Annotated in this window: 22 protein-coding genes and 1 pseudogene; 19 read left to right on the top strand and 4 right to left on the bottom strand. The window is 71.7% G+C overall.

Annotated features, from left to right (window positions below):
* Positions 1–75: 75 nt before the first annotated feature.
* From ACFU5O_RS14380 to ACFU5O_RS14370, 3 genes and pseudogenes are all read right to left on the bottom strand, one after another.
* Positions 76–408, bottom strand: a pseudogene (locus tag ACFU5O_RS14380) (MFS transporter); the annotation flags it as partial.
* Positions 409–726: 318 nt separating this feature from the next.
* On the bottom strand, positions 727–1,461 hold the full coding sequence (locus tag ACFU5O_RS14375) for a hypothetical protein (RefSeq protein ID WP_384239999.1): 735 nt from the start codon (positions 1,459–1,461) through the stop codon (positions 727–729).
* Positions 1,458–3,095, bottom strand: coding sequence for a protein kinase (locus ACFU5O_RS14370; protein ID WP_384239998.1), 1,638 nt, complete (start codon positions 3,093–3,095; stop codon positions 1,458–1,460). The genes ACFU5O_RS14375 and ACFU5O_RS14370 overlap by 4 nt, the downstream gene beginning before the upstream one ends.
* Before the next feature lie 180 nt (positions 3,096–3,275).
* On the opposite strand from ACFU5O_RS14370, the gene ACFU5O_RS14365 reads away from it, so the two are divergent.
* The 18 genes from ACFU5O_RS14365 to ACFU5O_RS14280 all read left to right on the top strand — a co-directional run bounded on the left by ACFU5O_RS14365 (position 3,276) and on the right by ACFU5O_RS14280 (position 20,934).
* On the top strand, positions 3,276–3,566 hold the full coding sequence (locus tag ACFU5O_RS14365) for a hypothetical protein (protein ID WP_384239996.1): 291 nt from the start codon (positions 3,276–3,278) through the stop codon (positions 3,564–3,566).
* Between the two features lie 254 nt (positions 3,567–3,820).
* Entirely contained in the window at positions 3,821–5,530 is a 1,710-nt protein-coding gene (locus ACFU5O_RS14360) for a hydrogenase maturation protein (protein WP_384239994.1), read from the top strand.
* Between the two features lie 57 nt (positions 5,531–5,587).
* Entirely contained in the window at positions 5,588–6,676 is a 1,089-nt protein-coding gene (locus tag ACFU5O_RS14355; protein ID WP_384239992.1) for a hydrogenase expression protein HypE, read from the top strand.
* Positions 6,677–6,741: 65 nt separating this feature from the next.
* On the top strand, positions 6,742–8,526 hold the full coding sequence (locus ACFU5O_RS14350) for a nickel-dependent hydrogenase large subunit (RefSeq protein ID WP_384239990.1): 1,785 nt from the start codon (positions 6,742–6,744) through the stop codon (positions 8,524–8,526).
* Complete coding sequence (locus ACFU5O_RS14345; RefSeq protein ID WP_384239988.1) at positions 8,523–9,089, top strand: hypothetical protein; 567 nt, start codon at positions 8,523–8,525, stop codon at positions 9,087–9,089. The genes ACFU5O_RS14350 and ACFU5O_RS14345 overlap by 4 nt, the downstream gene beginning before the upstream one ends.
* Positions 9,086–9,784, top strand: a complete 699-nt coding sequence (locus tag ACFU5O_RS14340; RefSeq protein ID WP_384239987.1) for a DUF5947 family protein — start codon at positions 9,086–9,088, stop codon at positions 9,782–9,784. Before ACFU5O_RS14345 ends, ACFU5O_RS14340 begins: the two co-directional genes overlap by 4 nt.
* Positions 9,781–10,422, top strand: a complete 642-nt coding sequence (locus ACFU5O_RS14335) for a DUF6084 family protein (RefSeq protein ID WP_384239985.1) — start codon at positions 9,781–9,783, stop codon at positions 10,420–10,422. The genes ACFU5O_RS14340 and ACFU5O_RS14335 overlap by 4 nt, the downstream gene beginning before the upstream one ends.
* Positions 10,419–11,819 carry a hypothetical protein gene (locus ACFU5O_RS14330; RefSeq protein WP_384239983.1) on the top strand — a complete coding sequence of 467 codons (1,401 nt, stop codon included), beginning with the start codon at positions 10,419–10,421 and terminating at the stop codon, positions 11,817–11,819. Before ACFU5O_RS14335 ends, ACFU5O_RS14330 begins: the two co-directional genes overlap by 4 nt.
* Positions 11,816–12,325, top strand: a complete 510-nt coding sequence (locus tag ACFU5O_RS14325; RefSeq protein ID WP_384239982.1) for a hydrogenase maturation protease — start codon at positions 11,816–11,818, stop codon at positions 12,323–12,325. Before ACFU5O_RS14330 ends, ACFU5O_RS14325 begins: the two co-directional genes overlap by 4 nt.
* An 11-nt stretch (positions 12,326–12,336) precedes the next feature.
* Complete coding sequence (locus tag ACFU5O_RS14320; protein WP_384239980.1) at positions 12,337–12,462, top strand: DUF6893 family small protein; 126 nt, start codon at positions 12,337–12,339, stop codon at positions 12,460–12,462.
* A 145-nt stretch (positions 12,463–12,607) separates the two neighbouring features.
* Positions 12,608–13,000 carry a hydrogenase maturation nickel metallochaperone HypA gene (locus ACFU5O_RS14315; RefSeq protein WP_384239978.1) on the top strand — a complete coding sequence of 131 codons (393 nt, stop codon included), beginning with the start codon at positions 12,608–12,610 and terminating at the stop codon, positions 12,998–13,000.
* Between the two features lie 2 nt (positions 13,001–13,002).
* Complete coding sequence (gene hypB / locus ACFU5O_RS14310; RefSeq protein WP_384239977.1) at positions 13,003–13,698, top strand: hydrogenase nickel incorporation protein HypB; 696 nt, start codon at positions 13,003–13,005, stop codon at positions 13,696–13,698.
* A complete protein-coding gene (gene hypF, locus ACFU5O_RS14305; protein ID WP_384239975.1) occupies positions 13,695–16,145 on the top strand; it encodes a carbamoyltransferase HypF in 2,451 nt (816 codons plus the stop codon). The genes hypB and hypF overlap by 4 nt, the downstream gene beginning before the upstream one ends.
* A gap of 51 nt (positions 16,146–16,196) precedes the next feature.
* The gene (locus ACFU5O_RS14300) at positions 16,197–16,523 is read left to right on the top strand and encodes a HypC/HybG/HupF family hydrogenase formation chaperone (RefSeq protein ID WP_384239974.1); all 327 of its coding nucleotides are present in this window, start codon (positions 16,197–16,199) and stop codon (positions 16,521–16,523) included.
* Positions 16,520–17,644 (top strand): hydrogenase formation protein HypD, encoded by a 1,125-nt coding sequence (hypD, locus tag ACFU5O_RS14295; protein WP_384239972.1) that lies wholly within the window; start codon positions 16,520–16,522, stop codon positions 17,642–17,644. The genes ACFU5O_RS14300 and hypD overlap by 4 nt, the downstream gene beginning before the upstream one ends.
* Before the next feature lie 97 nt (positions 17,645–17,741).
* Positions 17,742–18,779, top strand: a complete 1,038-nt coding sequence (hypE, locus tag ACFU5O_RS14290) for a hydrogenase expression/formation protein HypE (RefSeq protein WP_384240433.1) — start codon at positions 17,742–17,744, stop codon at positions 18,777–18,779.
* Between the two features lie 475 nt (positions 18,780–19,254).
* A complete protein-coding gene (locus tag ACFU5O_RS14285) occupies positions 19,255–20,541 on the top strand; it encodes a GNAT family N-acetyltransferase (protein ID WP_384239971.1) in 1,287 nt (428 codons plus the stop codon).
* Between the two features lie 129 nt (positions 20,542–20,670).
* Complete coding sequence (locus ACFU5O_RS14280; protein WP_384239969.1) at positions 20,671–20,934, top strand: DUF6296 family protein; 264 nt, start codon at positions 20,671–20,673, stop codon at positions 20,932–20,934.
* Between the two features lie 13 nt (positions 20,935–20,947).
* Here the strand turns inward: ACFU5O_RS14280 and ACFU5O_RS14275 are convergent, their stop codons facing one another.
* Positions 20,948–23,731 (bottom strand): SpoIIE family protein phosphatase, encoded by a 2,784-nt coding sequence (locus ACFU5O_RS14275; protein WP_384239967.1) that lies wholly within the window; start codon positions 23,729–23,731, stop codon positions 20,948–20,950.
* 171 nt (positions 23,732–23,902) lie between these two features.
* On the opposite strand from ACFU5O_RS14275, the gene ACFU5O_RS14270 reads away from it, so the two are divergent.
* Entirely contained in the window at positions 23,903–24,775 is an 873-nt protein-coding gene (locus ACFU5O_RS14270) for a YhjD/YihY/BrkB family envelope integrity protein (protein ID WP_384239965.1), read from the top strand.
* Positions 24,776–24,786: the final 11 nt, after the last annotated feature.

Genomic DNA, 24,786 nt, shown 5'->3' with positions numbered 1-24,786 from the left:
CGGGGCCGAAGCGTGCGCCGGCATGGACGGCTACGGACGGTCCTTACGGCTATGGACGGCCCATCCGGGAAGGGTCCCGCTTACCCTTGCGACGAGACCGGCCGAGGCGGGCGCCGCGACCTGACCGAGGCGGTTGCCGGTGAGTCGCAGCGCGAGGGCCGTGGAGCGGGCCCCGGCCGGGGCGGCCCGGACGACGGTCGTCATCGAAAGGGGCTGCCCCACCCCGAGACAGAAGTCGAGCGCCGCCATCACCACGGTGAGTCCCCACACCGGAACCGGCAGGGCGATGACCGCGCACAGCAGCGCGGCCAGCAGACAGGTGACCGTGAGCAGCGCGGTGCGACCCACGGCCCTGATCATCGGGGTCATCACCAGCCGGCAGGCGATCGTCCGGGACACCCTGCGCGAGGCCGTGCGCCGTCCGGCCGGCTCGCTCGCGGACGGACCCTCACCGGCGCCCGCACCGGTTCGACCGAGGGCGTCCCGGCGTGTCGACCGCGACCGGGCGCTCCATCCGGGTCATCCGCACCCTGATCGAGGTCACCGTCCTCGCCATGGGCTGCCTGCTCGCCGGGGCCGCGGGCCGCGGGTCTCGGCACCGTGCTCCACGCGCTCACGGTCGGCCCGCCCGCCCGCCCAGGTTTTCCTGCCCTGGTGCGCCTACGGAAGCGCTGCGGGCGCGAGCCGTCGTACCGCCTCGGGCAGGCGGTGCCCCGCGCGGGCGGATCAGGGGCAGTTGTAGCTGAAGCCGGCCGTCGCGCTGTGGTGGGTGGGCGAGGTGATGCGCACTTCGGCCCGCGCGTCGTAGTCGCCCTCGCCCTGGAACGTCCACAACAGCCGCAGGCGTGCCTGCCGTTGTCCGCGCGCCAGTCGTTCCGTGAGCTCCTGCGACGCCGTGCCGTCGCTGCGCACCCACCGGTACGTCAGGGTGCCCGCCCGCCCGTTCGTGGCCACCAGGGCGGTGATCTCGGCGGTGCCGTCGCAGCGGGGCCCGGCGGAGTCGGTGCGCACGGACACGCTCTGTACAGCGACCCCCGGCCCGTACCGGTCCCAGGCGAGAAAGCAGAGCACCGCGAAGAGCACGACCCCGGCGAGGGTGTAGCGGCGCAGCCCGGTGAGGCGGGAGGGCGGGCGCTCGGGTGGCAGGGGTGCCCGGCCCGGGAGTGTGCCGTGCCAGACGGTGGCCGTGCTGTCCTGCTCGAAGCGGGTACGGGCGGCGGCCGTGACACCCGGGCCGAAGCGGAGGATCTCGCCCTCCACCCGGTCGGGCGTGACACCGTCGACCGGGCCGGGCACGCCGCCCTCCACCAGGCCGGGCACGCCGCCCTCCACCAGGCCGGAGCCGGAGCCGGAGTCGTACGGCACGGTGGGCCGCTCGACCCAGTGGCTCGCCAGCGCGGTGGCGCTGTAGTCGTCGTCCGGCTCCGGGAGTGGAGCCGACGGGATCCGCGGGTCGTTCATGTGATGATGCACCGCCTGGTCAGGATCTGCTGCTGGGATCCGCCGTTCGCGGCGGCCGGTGAGGTGTCGGCCCGGACACTCCAGTAGCAGCCGCGCCCCTGGAACGCGTGGTCGACCGTGAGCGTGTACCGCGTGGCGCCGCTGCGCTCGAACGTGCTGGTGCCGTCCGGGGTGCCGGGGACGCCCTCGGTGTCGCCGGTCGCCCAGCCCAGGACGATGGTCACGGGGCCGGTCCCGTCGGTGACCACGTTCACGGTCGCGCTCGCCGTCGCCGCCCCCGTCTGGCGCAGCGAGCCGACGGAGACGGAGGTGACCTTCACCGGGGCCGGTTCCGGTGTCTCCGGCGGCGCGGACGTGACGGGCGGTTCTGAGGTGACCGGCGGGTCCGGCGTAACGGGCGGGTCGGTCACCGTGACCGGTGGCGCCGAAGGGCTGCCGGGCGGAGCGGAGGTCGCTGTGGGCGTGGGCCCCGGCGGGCTTCCCGAAGGACCGGGGGACGCGGACGGTGCGGGACTCGCCGCAGGCGTGGACGGCGACGTCCCGGTCGGTCCGGCATCCGGTACGGCGCTTGTCGTAGCCACCGCCTGCGCCGTCGCCCGCACCGGTGCCTCGTCGGCGGCCCGCGCAGTGAGGACCACGGCCAGTCCCAGGAGAAGGGCGAGCACTCCGGCGAGCAGCCCCTGCGTGCCGGGCCACAGCCCTCCGAACCGGTGACCACGCCCCAGCGAGGTCGTGGCCAGGGCCGCGGTCCCCGCGGGCGGGGCACCCGCGGACGGGAACAGCAGCGGCAACAGCGCCGCGAGCGCGGCGAGTTTCCGCTGCCCCCGCTCCTCCCAGTCCGGTCCGTAGGCCGCGTACGCGACCTCCTCCAGCTCCGCCACGAACGCCTCGGCGTTCGCAGGCCGCTCCTGCGGGCTCTTGGCGAGACCCCGCCGCACCAGCGGAAGTACCGGCCCGGGCACGTCCTCCTCCGGCACGGGAGCGCTGGTGTGCTGCAGTGCCAGCTCGGCGAAGTTCTCGCCGGCGTACGGCTTTCGGCCGGTCACACACTCGAAGAAGGTCGCCGTCGCGGCATAGACGTCGGCCGCGGGCGAGGCCGGCTCGCCGCTCCACTGCTCGGGGGCCATGTACGCGGGAGTGCCCGCCACACCGGGACGGGTACCGCGCCCCGCGGCGATCCCGAAGTCGACCAGCTTCGACGAACCGTCCGCCGCCACCAGCACGTTCTCCGGCTTGTAGTCCCGGTGCACCACACCGGCCCGGTGCGCCGCGGCAAGCCCCAGCAGCGATCCCTTCAGCACCACGAGGGCCGGCTCGGGCCCGGTCCTGCCCTCCCTCGCCAGCAATGCGCGCAGGGCGACGCCGTCGACCAGCTCCATGACGATGGCCGCGCCGTCCGGCGCCTCTACGTACTCGTACAGCCGAACCACATGAGGTGTGTCGAGCCCGCCGAGCAGCCGCGCCTCCGACCGGAACTCCCGTACGAAGGCCTCGTCCCGGCGCATGCGCTCGCTGAGGTACTTGACGGCCACGGGGATGCCCGTGGCCTCGTGGACGGCGAGGACGACGCGTCCGCTGCCACCCGCACCGAGTTCCCTGGTCTCCGAGTACCCGGGGACCGACCAAGCGTTCATTTCCGCCCCCCTCGGCGGCCGGGCCCGCATCTTCCGTGCGGGTCTCGGGTGCTGTCCCCACGACAGACACAATTCCGCCACATCCGGTTCCCGTCGGCCGCGGTCCCGTCCCCGGGCCGCCCTGCGACGGACATGCTGCGGACTTAGTCTGGAGTACCGGCGGCTCCGCGGAGGTGTGTCATGGCGCGCAACCATCACTTCCACGTCGACCAGGGGAAGCACTCGATCACGGTGAACGTGGGCCCCGGCAGGACCGGCGGCATCGAGCTCCTGGTCAACGGCAAGGTGATCCAGTACCGGCGCGAGCACGGCAAGGGAACGACCGTGCTGGCGGGCGAGCTCCCGGACGAGCCCGTCCGCAGCTTCCTGGTCCGGGTGCACCAGTCGCACCTCGTGCGGATCAAACCCGGCTGCACGCTGGAGCTCGACGGCGTGGAGCTCCCCATGCCGGAGCGCTACACGGCGTTCTGAACCACCGCGTTCCGAGCCACCGCGTTCCGAGCCACGGCGTTCCCGGCCCTCGCCCTTCCCGGCCATCGCCTTCCGAGCCCCGGCTTCCGAGCACGGGAGGAGCCCCGACGCCCGCCGCCGATCGGTCGCCCCGACGGTCGCTTTCGAGTGACCTCCACGGCCCCGTACCGGCAGCGCCGGCCGGAGGTGCCAGACGATCGAAGGCGGCTGCTCCTCGTCGCGGCCGAGACCGCCGGATCCGGTGGAAGGCCGCCATGCACATCCTGCTCGTCGCCAGCGCGTACAACAGCCTGACCCAGCGAGTCCACGCCGAACTGCGGGACCGCGGACACGGCGTCGCCGTGGAACTGACCCCGCACAGCGATGCCGTGCGTGATGCCGTCCGCCGGCACGAGCCGGAGCTGGTACTCGCACCCATGCTGAAGGCCGTCATCCCGCGCGATGTGTGGACCGCGCACACTTGTCTTGTCGTTCATCCAGGGCCGGTGGGCGATCGCGGGCCGTCGTCCCTGGACTGGGCCATCCATGAGAGCGCCGGGGTGTGGGGCGTCACCGTTCTGCAGGCCGCCGAGGAGATGGACGCAGGTGACATCTGGGCCACGGGGAGCTTTCCCGTACCGCCCGTCGCCAAGAGCGACCTGTACCGGGGCGAGGTCTCCGACGCCGCGCTGGCCGCGGTCCTGCTCGCGGTCGACCGCTTCGCCTCCGGCACGTACACGCCCCGGCCGCAGCGGAGCATGCCGGGCCCGGCCCTGACCCGCCCGTACTTCCGTCAGGAGTTCCGGCGGATCTCCTGGGAGGACGACTCCACCGACGACGTCCTGCGGGCTCTGCGCGCCGCCGACTCGCAGCCCGGTGTGCTGGACGAACTGCTCGGCGGCGAATGGTTCCTCCACGGTGGCCACCCGGAGGACGGTCTGCGCGGCCGTCCCGGGCGGCTGCTGGCGACCCGTGCCGGTGCCATCTGCCGTGCCACCGCCGACGGAGCGGTGTGGATTCCCGAACTACGGGCGCGTCGCCGGCCGGGTATGCCCGCGACGTTCAAACTCCCCGCCACGCTCGCTCTGGCGGGCCGCCTGCCGTCCGTGCCTGAACTTCCCGCGCCGCTGGAGCCCGACCCGCTCAGCAGGACCTGGAGCGACATCCGCTACCGCGAGGAGGGACAGGCGGGGATCCTGTCGTTCACGTTCCCCGGCGGAGCGATGAGTACGGCGCACTGCCGCCGGCTGCTGGAGGCGTACCGGGCGGCGTGCTCCCGGCCGACCTCGGTTCTTGTGCTGGGCGGCGGCCGCGACTTCTTCTCCAACGGCATCCACCTCAAGGTGATCGAGGCGGCGGCCGACCCCGGTGCGGAGTCCTGGGCCAATCTCAACGCCATGAACGACCTGGTGGAGGCCGTTCTGACCACCACCGACCGGATCGTGGTGGCCGCCGTCGGCGGAAATGCCGCCGCCGGCGGGGTGATGCTCGCGCTGGCCGCCGACGAGGTCTGGTGCCGGTCGGGCGCGGTGCTCAACCCGCACTACCGGCTGATGGGGCTGTACGGGTCGGAGTACTGGACGTACTCGCTGCCCCGCAGGGTCGGCACCCTGATGGCCGAACGCCTCGTCCGCGAGGCGCAGCCGGTGACCGCGACCGCCGCGCTGCGGTCCGGCCTGGTGGACCGGGTCGTCGACTGCCGTCCTCAGGAGTTCACCGCAGAAGTCGCCACGTCGGCGCAGCGGCTGGCGACGTTTCCCGCCACCCGGTCGCGGATCGCCGCGAAGAAGGCCGAGGGCGAGCGTCGGGAGGCCGTCGGACCGCTGGCCGCCTACCGGGAGGAGGAGCTCACCCGTATGCGCGGCATCTTCTTCGACCCCACCGCCCCGTATCACGCACTGCGCAGGGCTTTCGTCAGGAAGGAACAGCCGCCCGCCGATTCCCCGGACCCACGAGCGGTGGCAGAGGGACCGGCCGCCTGTTAGCAAGAGAGAAGGCCCAAAAAGGGGCCTTTGTCGCATACCGCCCCAGGAGGCGTCCTCATGGATGCAGCAACGCCGACCACGGTCGACGCCGCGGACTCGTCCGGCGCGGCCGGCACCGACGAGAAGCCGATCCACATTCTCTGGATCAACGCGGGTCTGAGCTGCGACGGTGACTCGGTCGCCCTGACCGCCGCCATGCAGCCCAGCATCGAGGAGATCGCGCTCGGCGCGCTGCCCGGCCTGCCGAAGATCGCCGTCCACTGGCCGCTGATCGACTTCGAGTGCGGCCCGGTCGGCGGCGCGGACACCTTCATCGAGTGGTTCTTCAAGGGGGAGCGCGGCGAGATCGACCCGTTCGTCCTGGTCGTCGAAGGGTCCGTGCCCAACGAGTCCATCAAGCAGGAGGGTTACTGGTGCGGCTTCGGCGACAACCCTGAGACCGGCCAGCCCATCACGACCAGCGAGTGGATCGACCGTCTGGCCCCCAAGGCGCTGGCCGTCGTCGCGATCGGCACCTGCGCCACGTACGGCGGCATCCACGCGATGGCCGGCAACCCGACCGGTGCCATGGGCGTGCCCGACTACCTGGGCTGGGACTGGAAGTCCAAGGCCGGGATTCCCATCGTGTGCGTGCCCGGCTGCCCGATCCAGCCCGACAACTTCGCCGAGACCCTCACCTATCTGCTCTACCAGGCCGCCGGGTCCGCGCCGATGATCCCGCTGGACAACAAACTCCGCCCCACGTGGCTGTTCCAGGCCACCGTGCACGAGGGCTGTGACCGGGCCGGCTACTACGAGCAGGGCATGTTCGCCGAGGTGTACGACTCGCCCAAGTGCCTGGTCAAGCTCGGCTGCTGGGGCCCCGTCGTCAAGTGCAACGTGCCCAAGCGCGGCTGGATGAACGGCATCGGCGGCTGTCCGAACGTGGGCGGCATCTGCATCGCGTGCACCATGCCCGGCTTCCCGGACAAGTTCATGCCGTTCATGGACGAGCCCCCCGGCGCGAAGCTCTCCAGCACGGCCAGCGGCGCGTACGGCGCCCTGATCCGCCGGCTCCGGACCATCACGGCCAAGACCGTGGACAAGGAGCCGAAGTGGCGTCACACCGGCACCAAGATCACCACCGGGTACCGCCCGCCGTGGTGACCACCTCCAGGACACCGACCACCCGAACTCCTGCTTGAAGAGTGAAGAAGGGCACCGTACACACGATGGCGACGAAAACGAGAGCGTCCGGCGACGGCACCGGCCTGGTGGAGATGTCCTGGGATCCGATCACCCGGATCGTGGGCAGCCTCGGCATCCACACGAAGATCGACTTCAAGCAGAAGAAGGTCGCGGAGTGCTACAGCACCTCGTCGGTCTTCCGTGGCTACAGCGTCTTCATGCGGGGCAAGGACCCGCGTGACGCGCACTTCATCACCAGTCGCATCTGCGGCATCTGCGGCGACAACCACGCCACCTGCTCGGTGTACACGCAGAACATGGCCTACGGTGTGAAGCCGCCGCACCTCGGTGAATGGATCATCAACCTCGGTGAGTCCGCCGAGTTCATGTTCGACCACAACATCTTCCAGGAGAACCTGGTAGGGGTCGACTACTGCGAGAAGATGGTCCGCGAGACCAACCCGGGTGTCCTGGAACTCGCCGAGCGCACCGAAGCCCCGCACGCCGCGGAGCACGGCTACCGCACCATCGCCGACATCATGCGCTCCCTCAACCCGCTCGAGGGCGAGTTCTACCGCGAAGCCCTCCAGGTCAGCCGCTACACCCGGGAGATGTTCTGCCTGATGGAGGGCCGCCATGTGCACCCCTCCACGCTCTACCCGGGCGGCGTGGGCACGATCGCGTCCGTCCAGCTGTTCACGGACTACATGACCCGTCTCATGCGCTACGTCGAGTTCATGAAGCGTGTCGTCCCGCTGCACGACGACCTCTTCGACTTCTTCTACGAGGCGCTGCCCGGTTACGAGGAGGTCGGCCGCCGACGGGTGCTGCTCGGCTGCTGGGGCGCCTTCAACGACCCCGAGTACTGCGACTTCACCTACGCCAACATGACCGACTGGGGACGGAAGATGTTCGTCACCCCCGGTGTCATCGTCGACGGGAAGCTGGTCACCAACGACCTCACCCAGATCAACCTCGGCATCCGGATCCTGCTCGGCAGCTCGTACTACGAGGACTGGGAGGGCATGGAGCGATTCGTCACCCACGACCCGCTCGGCAACCCGGTCGACCCGCGCCACCCGTGGAACCAGCACACCATCCCCGCCCCCCAGAAGCGGGACTTCGACGACAAGTACAGCTGGGTGATGTCTCCGCGCTGGTACGACGGCAAGGACTACCTCCCGCTGGACACCGGCGGCGGACCCATCGCCCGACTGTGGTCCACGGCGCTGTCCGGGCTCGTCGACGTCGGCTACGTCAAGGCGACCGGCCACAGCGTCGTCATCAACCTGCCGCGCACGCTGACCAAGCCGGAGACCACCTTCGAGTGGAAGATCCCGCAGTGGAGCAACGCGCTGGAGCGCAACCGCGCCCGCACCTACTTCCAGGCCTACACGGCGGCCCTGGCCCTCCACTTCGCGGAGAAGGGCCTCGAGGAGGTCCGCGCGGGACGCACCCAGACCTGGGAGAAGTTCGACGTGCCGGACGAGTCCATCGGCGTCGGCTTCACCGAGGCCGTACGCGGAGTCCTCTCCCACCACATGGTCATCAGGGACGGCAAGATCGCCAACTATCACCCCTATCCGCCGACCCCGTGGAACGCCAGCACCCGCGACACCTACGGCACACCCGGCCCCTACGAGGACGCCGTGCAGAACACACCCATCTTCGAGGAGAACACGCCGGAGAACTTCAAGGGCATCGACATCATGCGCGCCGTCCGCAGCTTCGACCCCTGTCTGCCGTGCGGCGTCCACATGTACGTCGGCGACGGCAGGACCGTGAAGTCCCTGCACGTGCCCACCGGACTGAGCGGCCTCGCCGGATGAGCCCGGTGACCGCGGAAGCGGCGGGCCGGCGGGTCGAGGAGATCCTCGACCAGCTGGCCGCTTCCGGCGACGAGCAGACATGCGCGGCCGTCGAGGAACTGGTGCGGTGCCTCGTGGAGTTCTACGGCGCCGGGCTGGCCAGGACCGTCGAGCTGCTGGGCCGTCCGGCCGCCTCACGAGCCGGTGGCGCCCCGCTCGCCGCGCTGCTGGGCGACGAATCGGTGGCGGGCCTGCTGGTTCTGCACGATCTGCACCCGGAGGACGTCCCCACCCGGATCGCCCGCGCTCTGAACGGCGTTCAGCACTCGGTCGAGTCCGCCGGTTTCGACGAGACGACCGGCGTACTGCGCCTGCGGGTCACGGGCTCGACGGGTTGCGGGTGCCCCAGCACGCAGGAGGTCGCCCGGCAGGCCGCCGTCGAGGCCCTGGCCTGCTTCGCACCCGAGGTGACGGCCGTGGAACTGGACGCGGCGCCCGCCTCGCGCGAGCCCGCCCTCCTCCAGATCGGCACGGGGCCGCCGCCCGTCTCCGGGGCGGGCCGCTCGCCGGCCACGGCGCGGTGAGCGCGTCCCACGTCGGCCCGGGGCCGCTGCGGCCCGCCACGGGCGCTGCCACGTACAACGGCCCCGCAGCGCAACGGCAGAAGGGCCTGCGCCGGTTCACCGCGCCCCGGCCGCCCCGTGAGGAACGGTGCGAGATGTGCGGTGCGCCGCTCGACGGCGAACGCCACCCGCACCTCGTCGACACCGAGAACCGCGCGCTGGTCTGCGCCTGCTCCCCCTGCGCCCAGCTCCTCGCGCGCCCGGGCGCCTCGAAGGGCCGCTTCCGCGCGGTCCCGGGCCGCTTCCTGTCCGATCCCGCCCACGGGATCGACGACAACGCCTGGGAACTCCTGCGGATCCCCGTCGGCGTCGCCTTCTTCTTCCGCAACACCGCACTCGACCGGCTCGTGGCGCTCTACCCGAGCCCGGCGGGTGCGACCGAGAGCGAACTGGAGCCGTCGTCCTGGCAGACCGTCCTCGACGGCACCCGGCTCGCCGCACTGCTCGAACCCGATGTGGAGGCCCTGCTGTTGCGCCGCTCCGACGGCCGCACCGAGTGCTATCTGGTGCCGGTCGACATCTGTTACGAACTGGTGGGCCGGATGCGGCTGCGCTGGCAGGGCTTCGACGGCGGCGCGGAGGCCCGGGCCGACCTCGACGCCTTCTTCGAGCACGTACGCCGACGGGCCGGGGCGCCGGACGGGAGCCGGCCATGACCGCGTTCACGTTCACCTGCACCGGCGTACGTGCCGACCCGTACGCCGCGGGGCCCACCCTCGTCTTCCGGCTGCGCATCACGGCATCAGAAGGCGCCCGGGTCCACGCCCTGGCCCTGCGCTGCCAGATGCGCATCGAGCCTGCCCGCCGCCCCTACGAGGACGAGGAGGCCCAGGGACTGACGGACCTCTTCGGCGAGCGCTCACGCTGGGGGAGCACCCTGCACCCCGTGCAGTTCGCACAGATCTCCGTCATGGTTCCCGGCTTCACCGGCGAGACCGAGACGGACCTCGTCGTGCCCTGCACCTACGACATGGACATCGCCGCGACCCGCTACGCCCACGCGCTTTCCGGCGGCGAGGTGCCCCTGCTCATGCTCTTCTCCGGCACCGCCTTCACCGGGGCCGGCGGATTCCGTGTCGAGCCGGTGCCCTGGGACTGCGAGGCGACGTACCGGATGCCGGTGAAGACCTGGCGGGAGATGCTTGAACAGCACTTCCCCGGCTGCGGCTGGATCCGCCTGCCGCACGACACCATGGACGCACTGCTCGCCTACCGGTCGCGTCGGGCACTTCCCTCCTGGCAGGCGACGCTGGAGACGCTCCTCGACGCGGCGGGCGAGAGGACCGGATCATGACCACCGCCACGTTCTCCCCGGCGACCGAAGCCCGGCTCGCCACCGCCCGGCACGTGGCCGACGCCGTCCTGTTCGAGGGCTATGTGCTCTATCCGTACCGGGCCTCTTCGGCCAAGAACCGGCTGCGCTGGCAGTTCGGTGTGCTCGTGCCGCCCGCCTGGAGCGCCGCCTGCGAGGAGCACGAGTTCCAGCACACCGAATGCCTGATGGAGCCGAGGCCCGGAGCGAACCTCGCCGTCGAGGCGCGCTTCCTGCACACCACGCGGCGCATCGTCGAACAGGCCCGTCCGGACGGCGGCTTCGAGACGGTCCGCGAGCTGCACCTCGACGACCGCGTCCTGGTCCCCTGGGACGAGGGCGTGGAGGAGCGCGTCGAGCTCACCGTCCCCGTGTCGGAACTGGACGGCGACGGGGCGGCGTTCCCCTTCACCCGGCCCGCGTGCGAGGAGACCGAGCCCGTCCGGGACGCGACCGGGCGGACCGTCGGACGACTGGTGCGCCGCCGCGAGGAGATCAGCGGTGTCGTACGGCTCTCCACCGCCGAACTCGACGGACCCTACCGGGCGGTCCGCCTGACCGCCGTCGTCGAGAACACCAGCCCCTGGCTGCCGGAACCCTCGGGCGACCGGGATGCGGCGCTGCCGCGCTCGCTGGTCGCCAGCCATCTGCTGCTGTGCCTCGACGCGGGCGCGTTCCTGTCGATGACCGACCCACCGCAGTGGGCCAGGGGCGCGGTCGCCGCCTGCCGCAACCTGCACACCTGGCCGGTCCTCGCGGGTGAACCCGGCCGCACCGACCTCGTCCTCTCCTCGCCGATCATTCTCGAGGACCATCCGGCCATCGCGCCGGAGAGTCCGGGCGCGCTGTACGACGCCACCGAGATCGACGAGATCCTCGCGCTGCGCACGGCGGCACTCACGGACGAGGAGAAGCGTGAGGCCCGGGGCACCGACGCCCGGGCGGCGGCCGTGATCGAGCTGGCGGACTCCATGCCCGCCGAAGTGCTGGAGCGTCTGCACGGAGCCGTGCGCAGTCTCCGGGAGGTCACCGGATCCGGCGGGCCCGACGGGTCAGGCGTCGAACGCCCCGAGACCCCCTGGTGGGATCCGGGGAGCGACGCGAGTGTCGACCCGGGACGCGACCACGTCCTTGTCGACGGGCGGCCGGTGCGTGCCGGAAGCCGGGTCGTGCTGCGGCCCGGTCTGCGCCACAGCGACGCCCAGGACCTCTTCCTCCAGGGCCGCAGCGCCCAGGTCGAGGCCGTCCTGCACGACGTGGACGGCGGTGTCCACCTGGCGGTGACGGTCGAGGGCGATCCCGGCGCGGACATCCGCCGCGAGCAGGGCCGCTTCCTGTACTTCCAGCCCGATGAGGTCGAACCCCTGGAGGACGCGTGAACGGCCCCGCACAGCACGGCGCCCGCACGCTGGTGGCGGGCATCGGCAACATCTTCCTCGGCGACGACGGCTTCGGCGTGGAGACCGTGCGCCGCCTGACGGAACACCCGCTGCCCGATCATGTCGAAGTGGCGGACATCGGGATCCGGGGTGTCCACCTGGCCTACCGGCTTCTCGACGGATACGACACGGTCGTCCTCGTGGACGCGACCGCGCGGGGCGGCGAGCCCGGGACGCTGTATGTGATCGAGGCGGGGACCCCCGGCGCCCACGACACGAAGAGCGTCTCGCTCGACGGTCACGGAATGTCGCCCGACGCGGTCCTGGCCCTGCTGGACACCCTGTGCGCGGGCACGGACACCACCCCGCCGCGACGGATCCTCGTGGTGGGCTGCGAACCCGAGAACGTCGAGGAAGGCATCGGGCTCAGCCCGCGCGTGGCCGCCGCCGTGCCCGAGGCCGTGCGGACGGTGAAGGACCTGGTGCAGCACAAAGCCCTGACATGAGGAGGAAGACCATGCACAAGAAGACCGTGAACAAGAAGATGACCGTCATCGGCGGCGCGGCCGCCGCCTCCGCGGTGGCCGCCCTCGTCACCGTCCTGCCCGACATCAAGCGCTATCTGCGTATCCGCATGATGTGACGCGTGGTCCGGGCGACCCCGGGCAACGGCTGCTGCACCGAACGGTGTACGCGACCGTCCGTTGTCGGCGCGCCGCTCGGCCGGGCCCGACGGCCCCGCCCTGTAATGGGCTCCGAACGGGGCGCCCGCCGCAGGACGGAGACCGATGCACGAGATGTCCATCGCGCTGGCCGTCGTCGACCAGGTGGCCCAGGCGGCCCGCCCGGCCGGAGCCACCGCCGTCAGGAGCGTACGACTGCAGGTCGGCGAGCTCGCCGGAGTGGTCGCCGACGCCCTCACCTTCTCTTTCGAACTGGCCTGTGCCGGAACCGTTCTGGAAGGCGCCGAACTGATCGCGGAATCCGTCCCCGGCCGGGCCCGCTGCGCACCGTGCGCCGGCGACTGGGCGGTCGGCATGCCGCCGCAGCTGTGCTGTCCGGTGTGCGGTGCGGCGACAGCCGAGCTGGTCTCCGGCCGTGAGCTGCGCATCACCGCCGTGGAGTGGGACGACGACCCGGCGCGTGAACACCACCGCGAACCGATCTCCGAGGAGAGCTGACCATGTGCCGTGTTGTCGATCTGCAGCAGGCGGTGCTCGCCAAGAACGACGCGACAGCGCAGACCCTGCGCGCCGCACTGGCCGCCCGCGGAACCACCGTGGTCAACCTCCTGTCCAGCCCCGGCAGCGGGAAGACCGCGCTCCTCGAGGGCGAGCTGCTGCTGGCACGGGAGCGGGGGCTGCGGGTCGCGGCGCTGACGGCCGACCTCGCGACCGAGAACGACGCCAAGCGCCTCGCTCGTTCCGGTGTTCCCGTCAAGCAGGTGCTCACCGACGGGCTGTGCCACCTGGAGGCCGGAATGCTGGCCGGGCATCTGGACGGCTGGCTGCCCGAGGACACCCGGCTGCTCTTCGTGGAGAACGTCGGCAACCTCGTCTGCCCGGCCTCCTACGACCTCGGCGAGTCGCTGAGGGTCGTGCTGGCCTCCGTGACCGAGGGCGAGGACAAGCCGCTGAAGTACCCCACGGCCTTCGGCCTCGCGCACCTCGTGGTCGTCACCAAGACCGACATCGCGGCGGCGGCCGGATTCGACGAAGCGGCCTTCCGCGCCCATGTGCAGCAGGTCAACCCCGGTGTGGACGTGGTCCTCACCTCCGTACGTACGGGTGAGGGCGCCGGCACCCTGATCGACCGGGCCCTGGCGGCGGCCGAGGGCACGCCGTTGCACGCCCCGGTCATGGCGCAGGCCCGCCCGTGACGTCACTGCGGCCCGGACCGGCCGTCGCGACCTCGGTGCAGCGCCGCCGGGTCACCGTCCGGGGCGTGGTGCAGGGAGTCGGCTTCCGGCCGTACGTGTACACGCTTGCCACCGGACTCGAGCTGACGGGTCATGTGACCAACACGGGCGACGGGGTCATCGCAGAGGTCGAGGGACCCCTTCTCGCCGTGGCCGGCTTCTGCGAGCGCCTCGCCGTGGACGCACCGCCGCTGGCGCTCGTCGAATCGGTCCACGACGAAGAGGTACCCACGTTGGGCGGCACCGGATTCAGCATCCTCGCCTCGCTGACGGACGGACCGGTACGGACACTGGTCTCACCGGACACGGCCACCTGTGCCGACTGCCTCGCCGAACTCGCCGATCCCGCCGACCGGCGTCACCGGCATCCCTTCATCACGTGCACGCACTGCGGGCCGCGCTTCACCATCGTCACGGGCCTGCCCTACGACCGCGACCACACGACGATGGCCGACTTCCCGATGTGCTCCGACTGCGCCAGGGAGTACACCGATCCGTCAGACCGCCGCTTCCACGCCCAGCCCGTCGCCTGCCCCGCCTGCGGGCCCCGGCTCCGGCTGGTCCTGGCTCCCGCCGCCCCGGGGTTCCGGCCCGAGCACCTGCTCGCGGCCGACCCGAACGACCGGAGCCTGACCGGACCGGTCGCGGCCGACCCGCTGGCGGCGGCCCGCCGGATCCTGGCGGGCGGCGGGATCCTCGCGGTCAAGGGGCTCGGCGGCTATCACCTCGCCTGCGACGCGGCGAACTCCTCGGCGGTGAAGCTGCTGCGCAGCCGTAAGGCACGCGGCGACAAGCCGTTCGCGCTGATGGCCCGGGACATCGACTCCGTCGAACACCTCGTGCACATGGGCGCCGTGGAGAGGGAGTTGCTGACCGGCGCCGTCCGGCCGATCGTCCTGATGCGACGCCGCGCCGGATCCCCGGCCGGACCCGGAGCCCCACAGCTGTCGGACGCGGTCGCCCCCGGCAGCCCGGACCTCGGGGTCATGCTCCCGTACACCCCCCTGCACCATCTGCTGCTCGGGCTCGGCAGCGGAGACAGAGACGGCGACAAGGACGCTCCCCGTCTGCTCGTGATGACCAGCGGCAACCTCGCGGGGGAGCCGATCGTCACGGACGACACGGAAGCGCTGGACCGGCTGGCCCATCTGGCCGACGCCTGGCTGATGCACGACCGGCCGATCCATGTGCCCTGCGACGACTCGGTGGTGCGCGTCTGCGACGGGGAACCGCTGACACTCCGCCGCTCGCGCGGCTATGCCCCACTGCCCGTCACCCTGCCGGTGTCGGTGGCGCCCGCTCTCGCGGTCGGCGGCGATCTCAAGAACACCCTCTGCCTGGGGAACGACCGCAAGGCCTGGCTGTCCGCCCACATCGGGGACATGGACGATCTCGCCGTCCAGCACGCCTTCGCCCTCGCCGAGGAGCAGCTGGAGGCGATCACGGGCGTACGGCCCGGACTTCTGGCGGCCGACAGACACCCCGGCTACCGATCGGCCCGGTGGGCGCAGCGCCACGCCGGCTACCGGCCCCTCGTACGGGTCCAGCACCATCATGCGCATGTCGCAGCGACCATGGCAGAGCACGGCCTGGACGGCGGCGAGCAGGTGATCGGTGTCGCCTTCGACGGCACCGGCTACGGGGACGACGGCGCGGTGTGGGGCGGTGAGTTCCTGCTGGCCGACTACACCGGCTTCACCAGGTTCGCGCACCTCGCGTACGTACCGCTCGCGGGCGGTGACGCGGCCGTACACCGCCCCTATCGGATGGCACTCGCCCATCTGCGGGCGGCGGGTATCGGATGGACCCCCGGCCTGCCGTGCGTGGACGCCTGCCCCGAGCGCGAAATCGCCGTGCTGGAGAGGCAGTTGGAGCGGGATCTGAACTGCGTGCCCACCTCCAGCATGGGCCGGCTGTTCGACGCCGTCTCGTCCCTCGCGGGAGTGTGCCACCGGGCGGGATACGAGGCGCAGGCCGCGGTGGAACTCGAAGCCGCCGCGGTGGGCGCCCCTGATGAGGACGACGGCTCCTATGCCTTCGCGTTGCTTCCGCCGGATCCGGGTTCCCAGGGCCCCCTGCGCGCCGACCCCGCGCCCGTGCTGGCCGCGATCGCCACCGACGTACGTGAGGGCGTTGCGAGCACGACCGTCGCCGCGCGCTTCCACACGGCGGTCGCCCGTCTCGTCCGCTCGGTCTGTGCCGCCGCTCGCGAGCAGCACGGCCTCGGGACGGTGGCGCTGACCGGGGGAGTGTTCGCCAACGCGCTGCTCTCGTCGGCCTGCGCCCGAGGACTGCGCGAGGACGGCTTCACCGTGCTGCGTCACCACCGGATCCCCCCGAACGACGGAGGGCTGGCGCTCGGCCAGCTCGTCGTGGCGGCCCGCACCACGGCCGAAGCCGCCGGATGACGCACCGCACCGCACCGCACCGCACCGCAGCGCGACAGCGAGGAGAAACACATGTGCTTGGCGGTACCCGGCAAAGTACTGGGCATCGAGGACCGGGACGGCACCCGTATGGCCACCGTCGATTTCGGCGGGGTCGTCAAGGAGGTGTGTCTGGAGTATCTGCCGGACCTTCAGGTCGGTGAATACGCCATCGTCCACGTCGGGTTCGCCCTGCAGCGGCTGGACGAGCAATCCGCCCGGCAGACGCTGGAGCTCTTCGAGAACCTCGGGATGCTCCAGGAGGAGTTCGGCGACCCGTGGGAGCCGGCGGCCACCGACGCCGAAGAAACCGAGCGCCCCGCCGCAGGCGACAGCACCTCACGGGAGGCCCAGCGGTGAAGTACATCGACGAGTTCCAGGACCCGGAGCTGGCTCGACGGCTGCTCGACGAGATCCGCGCCACCGTGACCCGGCCCTGGGCGCTGATGGAGGTCTGCGGAGGCCAGACGCACACCATCATCCGGCATGGCATCGACCAACTCCTCCCCGATGAGGTCGAGTTGATCCACGGCCCGGGCTGCCCCGTGTGCGTGACACCGCTGGAGGTCATCGACAAGGCACTGGAGATCGCTTCCCGCCCCGAGGTGATCTTCTGCTCGTTCGGCGACATGCTGCGCGTTCCCGGGACCGGCCGCGACCTGTTCCGGGTACGCGGGGAGGGCGGTGACGTACGGGTGGTCTACTCGCCGCTCGACGCGCTGCGGATCGCGCAGCAGAACCCGGACCGCCAGGTCGTGTTCTTCGGCATCGGCTTCGAGACCACGGCGCCGCCCAACGCCATGACGGTGTACCAGGCGCGCAAGCTCGGCATTCCCAACTTCAGCCTGCTGGTGTCCCATGTGCGGGTACCTCCGGCGATCGAGGCGATCATGCAGTCGCCGAGCTGCCGTGTACAGGCGTTCCTCGCCGCCGGGCACGTGTGCAGCGTGATGGGCGTCGGCGAGTACCCGGAACTCGCCGAGCGGTACAGGGTTCCGATCGTGGTGACCGGATTCGAGCCGCTGGACATCCTGGAGGGCGTACGCCGCACCGTCCTGCAACTGGAGCGGGGCGAGCACACGGTGGAAAACGCCTACCCGCGCGCCGTCAGGCCGGAGGGGAATCTCCCGGCACAAGCCATGCTGGACGACGTGTTCGAGGTCACCGACCGCGCTTGGCGCGGCATCGGGGTGATCCCGGACAGCGGCTGGCGGCTGTCCGCGCGCTATCGGGAGTACGACGCCGAGCACCGGTTCTCGGTCACGGACATCGACACCCGCGAACCTGCCGCGTGCCGCAGCGGCGAAGTGCTGCAGGGCCTGCTGAAGCCCCATGAGTGCGAAGCGTTCGGAACGATCTGCACCCCGCGCACCCCGCTCGGCGCCACGATGGTCTCCAGCGAGGGTGCGTGCGCCGCCTACTACCTCTACCGGCGGCTCGATCTGCCGGCCGTGTCCCTGGAAGGCAGTCCCGTTGTCTGAGACCACCCGAGCCCCGCACCGTGGCGACACCGTGCCCACCCCGGCGACCGGACCCTCGTCGGCGGCGGAGTCCGGCACGCCCCTCGCACCGGACGTCATGGCCTGGACGTGCCCGCTCCCGCTGCGTGACCACCCCCGTGTGGTGATGGGCCACGGCGGTGGCGGTGCCATGTCCGCCGAACTGGTCGAGCACATCTTCGCCCCCGCCTTCGGCGGTCCCGCACTGGCCGGTCTCGGTGACTCCGCGGTGCTCGAACTGGGCGGGGCGCGGCTGGCCTTCTCCACCGACTCCTTCGTCGTCCGGCCCCTGTTCTTCCCCGGCGGCAGCATCGGTGACCTCGCGGTCAACGGCACGGTCAACGACCTCGCCATGAGCGGCGCCCGGGCCGTGTATCTGTCCTGCGGGTTCATCCTCGAAGAGGGCGTCGAGACGGCCGTCGTCAACCGGGTGGCCCAGGCCCTCGGCGAGGCCGCCCGGGCCGCCGGGGTCGAGGTGGCCACGGGCGACACCAAGGTCGTGGAAGCGGGCCACGGCGACGGCATCTTCATCAACACCTCGGGCATCGGCCTCGTCCCGAACGGCGTCGACCTGCGTCCGCAACGCGTCGTCCCCGGCGATGTCGTGGTCGTCAGCGGCGAGATCGGTGTCCACGGCGTCGCGATCATGAGCGTCCGCGAGGGCCTGGAGTTCGGCGTGGAGATCGAGAGCGACTGCGCGGCACTCGGCGGCCTCGTCGAGGCGATGCTCTCGGTCACCGACGATCTCCATGTACTGCGCGACCCGACACGCGGTGGACTGGCCGCCTCACTCAACGAGATCGCCGCCGCCTCAGGCACGGGGGTGGTCGTCAACGAGCGCGCCGTCCCCGTCCCGCCGGCCGTGGCCAACGCCTGCGCCGTGCTGGGCCTGGACCCCATGTACGTCGCGAACGAGGGCAAGCTGGTCGCCTTCGTGCCCCGTGAGCACGCCGAAGCGGTCCTGGCGGCCATGCGGGCGCACCCACTCGGCACCCGGGCGGCGGTGATCGGCGAGGCGGTCGAAGCCCACCCCGGGATGGTGGTAGCCCGCACCGGCCTCGGCGGCACGCGCGTGGTCGACATGCCGCTCGGCGAGCAACTGCCGCGCATCTGCTGAGTCCTGGGCCCGGCAAGAGGAATCCTGCCGGGCTCACGCCCACGATTCCGGTGGCCCGCCCGTGGTGCTTCGGGGCGACGACGAAGGCGCGGGCGATCTCCTCCGTGCTCGGTCCCCCCAGCGTCCTGAGCGTCAGCGAACCCGGCCGGGCAGCGCGAGGGCGGGATGGCAGCAGGTGAAGATCAGCCGCACCCGGTCGTCCGCCACACCGGCGCTCTCCTCGTCGGGCCGGTGCTCCTGCGCGTCCAGCCGCGCGAGCTCCGCCAGCCGGGCTGCCCGGTCGGCGACGGCCTGCTCGCGCCGCAGCCGGTCGACCGCCGCGGAGCCGGGACCGGCAGCGGGGGCGCCTGGCTACGGACGGAACGTCGCACTTCCCGGGCGGGGGTTGTCCACGACGGCGCAGGATCACCGCGTGCCACCGCCCCTAGCCTCACCGGAACGACGCGAGAGACGCGACCCACGAGGGGCGGTACCGGTGAACTGGCTCATCCACGACTACCGAGAGAGCGATCTCGCGGCAGTGGTCCACCTGATCGACACGACGGCCGAACTCGGCCAGGAATCGGTCTTCTCCCTCGCGGAGTGCATCGGCGCACTCACCTCCCGGCAGCCCGCCGTCGTCGCCGTACACCAGGGCGTCCCCATCGGGGCGGCCCTCGCCACCGTGGCCGGTGAGCGGGCCTGGGTGATGCGCATCGCCATCTCCTCCGCGTGGCGCGGGCGGGGACTCGCCAGCGCCCTGCTGGTGGAGCTCGAGCGACGGCTCGTCGCCGCCCGCGTGAGCCGGATCGCGTACGTTCTGCCCGAGGAGGAGCTGCTCGGCGAGGGCCTGCTCAACGCGGGCTACACGCGGCAGCCGGCGGTCGCCTACTTCGAGAAGTCCGAACCGGCCCACGGCCCCGCGGCCGGCCTGCTGGAGGATCTCGGCGGCCGGTTCCTGGCCGGCGGTCTGTGGGCCCAGGTGGCCGGGATGGAAGCAGAGAAGGACCTGATCGAACGGCGGGTCGTCGTGCCGCTGGCGCAGCCGGAGCGGGCAGCCCGCCACGGTGTGCGGCCGCCCCGGGCCATCACCCTCTTCGGGCCGCCGGGCACCGGCAAGACCACGTTCGCCCGGGGCATCGCGTCCAGGCTCGGCTGGCCTTTCGTGGAGCTGCTGCCCTCCCGGCTGGCCGACGAGGGCAATCTCGCCGCGGCTCTGCGCAGCGCGTTCGCGCGGATCGCCGAGCTGGAGCGGGTGCTCGTCTTCATCGACGAGGTCGAGGAGATCGCTCCCGTGCGGACAGAGCCCGCTCAGCCGGGCGGGATGCACGGGGTCACCAATGAGCTCCTCAAGCTCATACCGGGCTTCCGGGAGGGCGGCGAGCGGCTGCTGGTGTGCGCCACGAACTCGGTCCGCTCGCTCGACCCGGCGTTTCTGCGGCACGGCCGTTTCGACTATCTGATCCCGATCGGCACGCCGGACAAGGCTGCCCGGTCGGCGATCTGGTCCCGGTACACGGACGGCAGGCCCGACGTGGATGTCACGGCCCTGGTGGCGGTCAGCGAACTGTTCACTCCGGCAGACATCGAGCACGCGGCCCGGATCGCCGCGCAGTCCGCGTTCGAGCGGGATCTGCAGGGGAACGGGTCGGGTACGGAGGGGTACCGTGCGGGGGCCGGCACCGACGACTACCTGGCCGCGATCGCCCAGTGCAGGCCCACCGTGACGCCGGAGATGATCGACCGGTTCGAGGAGGACATCACCGCGCACGCCCGGTTCTGAGCCACGCGGTCCCCTGCCCCGGCCCGTTACGGCCGCTTTCGCACTGGCGTCCGGCTTGAACTGCCCGATAATGGGCATTCGGTGCCATATCCGGGCGCTGTGCACGGCCGCACGGCAAAGGAGGGCGTAATGAACCGGAACGACACGGGCGACGCGTACGAGCTGGTGTTCGCGCACACCGCCCTGGCGGACGCGGGACAAGCGGTCGGGGCGGCGGAGGACGCCGTCGTCGTACACCGTACCGACCGGAAGGGCCCCGGCGGCCATCCCGTGTACACGGACGACACCGGCATCGTGCAGGCGGAGATCAGCGACCGCGGAGAAGTGCGGATGCTCGCCAGCGGTGGTCACCAGCAGCCCGCGGCGGGAGTCGAGGCCCGGCTCGTGGCGTGACCCGGCAGGGCCCTCACCACGCCAGTTCCTCGTCGAACACCATCACCGGCTCGTCCGGGAGCGCGCCGCCCAGCGCCAGCTCCGCCCAGATGATCTTCCCCCCCGACACATAGCGCGTCCCCCAGCGCTGCGCGAACTGGGCGACCAGGAACAGCCCGCGGCCTCCCTCGTCCGTGGTGGCGGCGCGCCGCAGATGGGGGGATGTGCTGCTGCCGTCGGAGACCTCGCAGACGAGGGTGTGACCGTACAGCAGCCGGACCCGGACGGGGTCGGTGCCGTAGCGGACGGCGTTGGTGAGCAGCTCACTGAGGACGAGTTCGGTGACGAACGACGCCTCCTGCAGATCCCACTCGGCGAGCTTCCGCGTGGCCTCGGCGCGCAGCCGCGAGACCTCAGAGACATCCTGCAGGACGTCCCAGACAGCCACCCTGTCCGCCGGCAGCCGGCGTGTACGGGCGACGAGGAGCGCGATGTCGTCGCTCGACTGGCCCAGAGGCATCGCATCCGTCACGGCCCGGCAGGTCTCCTCCGGTGTCAGGCCCGGCGGGGCGACGGCGGCGCGCAGGAGATCCAGCCCCTCGTCGACATCCCGCCGGCGATCCTCGACGAGTCCGTCCGTGAACAGGACGAGCCGGCTGTCCTCGGCCAGATCCAGCTCCGTCTCGTCGAAGGGATGCCCCCCGATTCCGAGCGGCGGTGACACCGGCAGCTCGGGAAACGTCACGCCCAGCACCGGATCGACCAGGGCCGGCGGGAGATGCCCGGCATGGGCGAGCGTGCAGCGTCCGCCGACCGGGTCGTAGACCGCGTAGAGGCAGGTGGCACCGGTCACCGGCGCGCCATCGTGCTCCTCGGCCTTCTGGTCCGCGTCGATACGGATCACCAGATCGTCCAGGCGGGCCAGAAGATCGGCCGGCGGCAGGTCGAGGGACGAGAAGTTGAGCACCGCGGTGCGCAGCCGGCCCATCGTGGCCGCGGCATGCATGCCATGACCTACGACATCGCCGACGACAAGGGCGACCCGGAACCCGGGCAGCGGAATGACGTCGAACCAGTCGCCGCCCACACCGGCCTGCGCCGGAAGATAGCGCCACGCCACATCCAGCGCATCCTGCTCCGGGAGGTCACGGGGCAGCAGACTGCGCTGAAGGGTGACCGCCATCGCGTGTTCCCGGGTGAACCGGCGGGCATTGTCGATCGCCACGGCCGCCCGGGCGGCCAGCTCTTCGGCGAAGGAGGCGTCGTCCTCGTCGAAGTACGGCTGATTCCGGGTCCGCCAGAAGTTGGCCATCCCCAGAACGACGCCCCGGGCCCGCAGCGGCACCGTGATCAGCGAGCGGATGCCGTATTCGAGCGCCCGCTGTGCTCCTTCCTGGTCCTGCGACCTCCATTCGTGGAGGGTGGCCAGATCCCGGGCCAGCACGGCCTGGCCGCTGCCCAGGGCCGTGGCCATCGGAGTCGTCGGGATGACGTACCTGACCACGTCCCCCACGGGCTGGAGCGGCGGGTCGTCACGGACGCCGTGCAGCGCGGTGCGCCGCATCTCCGTGGCCGCGCTGGTCGGCTCCTCCCCACGCAGCACATCATCGAGCAGTTCCACGGTGGCGAAGTCCGAGAACCGGGGGACGGCGACTTCTGCCAGCTCCTCCGCCGTGCGCCGGACATCCAGGGTGGTGCCGATCCGCACCCCCGCTTCGTACAGCAGCGTCAGGCGTTCCCGGGCGATCTCCGCCCGGCCGGACAGGGCACGCAGCTCCGTGGTGTCGCGGAGACTGGCGACCACGCCCGGAACGCCCCCGTACGGGGCCGTAGGACGTGTGTTGACGGCCAGCAGCCGGTCACCGGACAGGAACACTTCGTCGGACACCTCCTCGCCGGACACGAGCAGCTGGGTCAGGCCGGGGCCGAGTCCCAGCTCGGACGCGGGACGCCGGTCCGCGTCGGGTGGCAGATCGAGCAGCCGGCGCGCCTCGTCGTTGGCGAGGACCAGCCGTCCGTCGCCGCCGACGATCAGCACGCCTTCGCGCACGGCGTGCAGCACCGCGTCGTGGTGCTCGTACATACGGGTCATCTCCGCAGGGTCGAGGCCGTGCGTCTGTCGCCGCAGCCGCCTGCTGACGAGCGCGGCGCCGGCGGTGGAGAGCGCCAGCGCACCGGCGGCCGACGCCAGCACCACCGGCAGCTGCCGGTCCACCAGCTCGCCGAGGTTCGTGACCTGGATACCGGCGCTGACCACGCCGACGACCCGTCGGCCGGCGTCCATGACGGGAACGACCGCCCGGACCGCGTCCTGCGGTCCGCCCTCGAACGTCTCGGTGAACGCCTCGCCCCTGGCCGCACGGGAGATGTCGCCTTCGGCGCGCCGGCCGATCAGCGCGGGCTCCGGGTCCGTGTAACGGACGCCGTCCACGCTCAGCACGGTGATGAAGTCGACGCCCGCTCCGCGCTGGGCCTGCTCGGCGGCGGGCTGGAGGATCGCCGTCGGATGGGCCGACTTGAGCGCGAGCGCCGTGCCGGGCGCGTGCGCGAACGTCTCGGCCGTCGCCAGTGAGCGGTACTTGGCCGATTCCACACTGTCGTAGCGCGCCTGAAGGACCAGGGCGGCCGCCCCGGCCGCCACGAGGAGGATGATCATGACCGCCTGCAGCAGGAACACCTGCGCGGCGAGACTGTGTACGCCGAAACGTGAACGGGGCCGTGGCCGTACGCCGGCCGGGTGCTCGTGCTGACCGTGAGCCCGCGGACGGCCGGGCGGCTCGACCGCCGTCAGCCGGGACCGGCGGGTACGTCCGATCATGTCCCAGTTCTAACACTGCGCCGCCCTCCGGGGCGACCGCGCAGGCGCCTGTGGACCCCCCCGACGGCATCCGTGCGGCGGCACCCGGGCGACGTCATCCCACAAGCCACCGCCACCCGTTCGGCGGCACGTGCGACGGGTCATGTCGCGCTTGCGGGTAGCGAACGGCACATGCCCTTCAGATTCGGCGTGCCGCAGGAGACCGACGAGGCGCGCCCCGGCCACTGGTTCGCCCGGCTGCGGCGGCGCATCCCGAACTCCGTGATCGGGCTCGCCTGGAACCGGGGCCGCGAGATGGAGCTGATGCACCGGGCCATGGGCTTCGCCGCTCTGGGCTTCCTCACCCTGGTTCCGCTGCTGGTCGTGGTCGCGGCGGCCGACCTGGCGAGCGGCCAGGGCTTCGCCAGGTGGCTGGTGCAGGGCCTGGGCGTGTCGGAGGTTTCCCAGGAGGAGGTGGAGCAGCTGTTCGGCCCCCCGGGGGAGGCCCTCCAGCGGACCACCGCGCTCGGTCTCGCCGCTTTGGCCGCGTTCGGTGTGACCTTCGGATCCGCCGTACAGACCGGATACGAGCGGGCGTGGGCCGTACCGACGGCGCGCTGGCACACGATGTGGCGGCACGTCGTCTGGCTGGCCGTGCTGATCGCCGCACTGCTGGCGTTCGTCGCCACGCCGACTCCCGCGAACGCTTCAGCGCTGGTGACGGCCCTCGTCGCCGGCGCCGATCTGATCGGAACCTTTCTCTTCTTCTGGTGGTCGCAGCGGCTGCTGCTCTGCGGCCGGGTCCGCTGGCGGGCGCTGGCGCCCGGGGCGGCTGTGACCGCGCTCGGGCTGCTCGGGCTGCGGATCTTCTCCCAGTTCGTCTTCTCGCCGCTGATCGCGTCGAACGCGGTGACGTACGGCCCGTTCGGGACGGTGCTGGTGCTGCAGTCCTGGCTGGTGGGTGTGGGGTTCGTCGTCTACGGCGGAGCGCTGGTCGGACGGCTGGTCCACGAGGAGCGTGTGCGGAGAAGGATCGCGGCGGACGAGCACCCCCCGGGCGCGTAGGCCGTGTTCTG

It is taken from the genome of Streptomyces sp. NPDC057445, from assembly GCF_042802855.1.
Taxonomy (GTDB): Bacteria; Actinomycetota; Actinomycetes; order Streptomycetales; family Streptomycetaceae; genus Streptomyces.
Note: the sequence above shows the minus strand (reverse complement) of the source record. Positions and strands in the feature narration are given on the sequence as shown.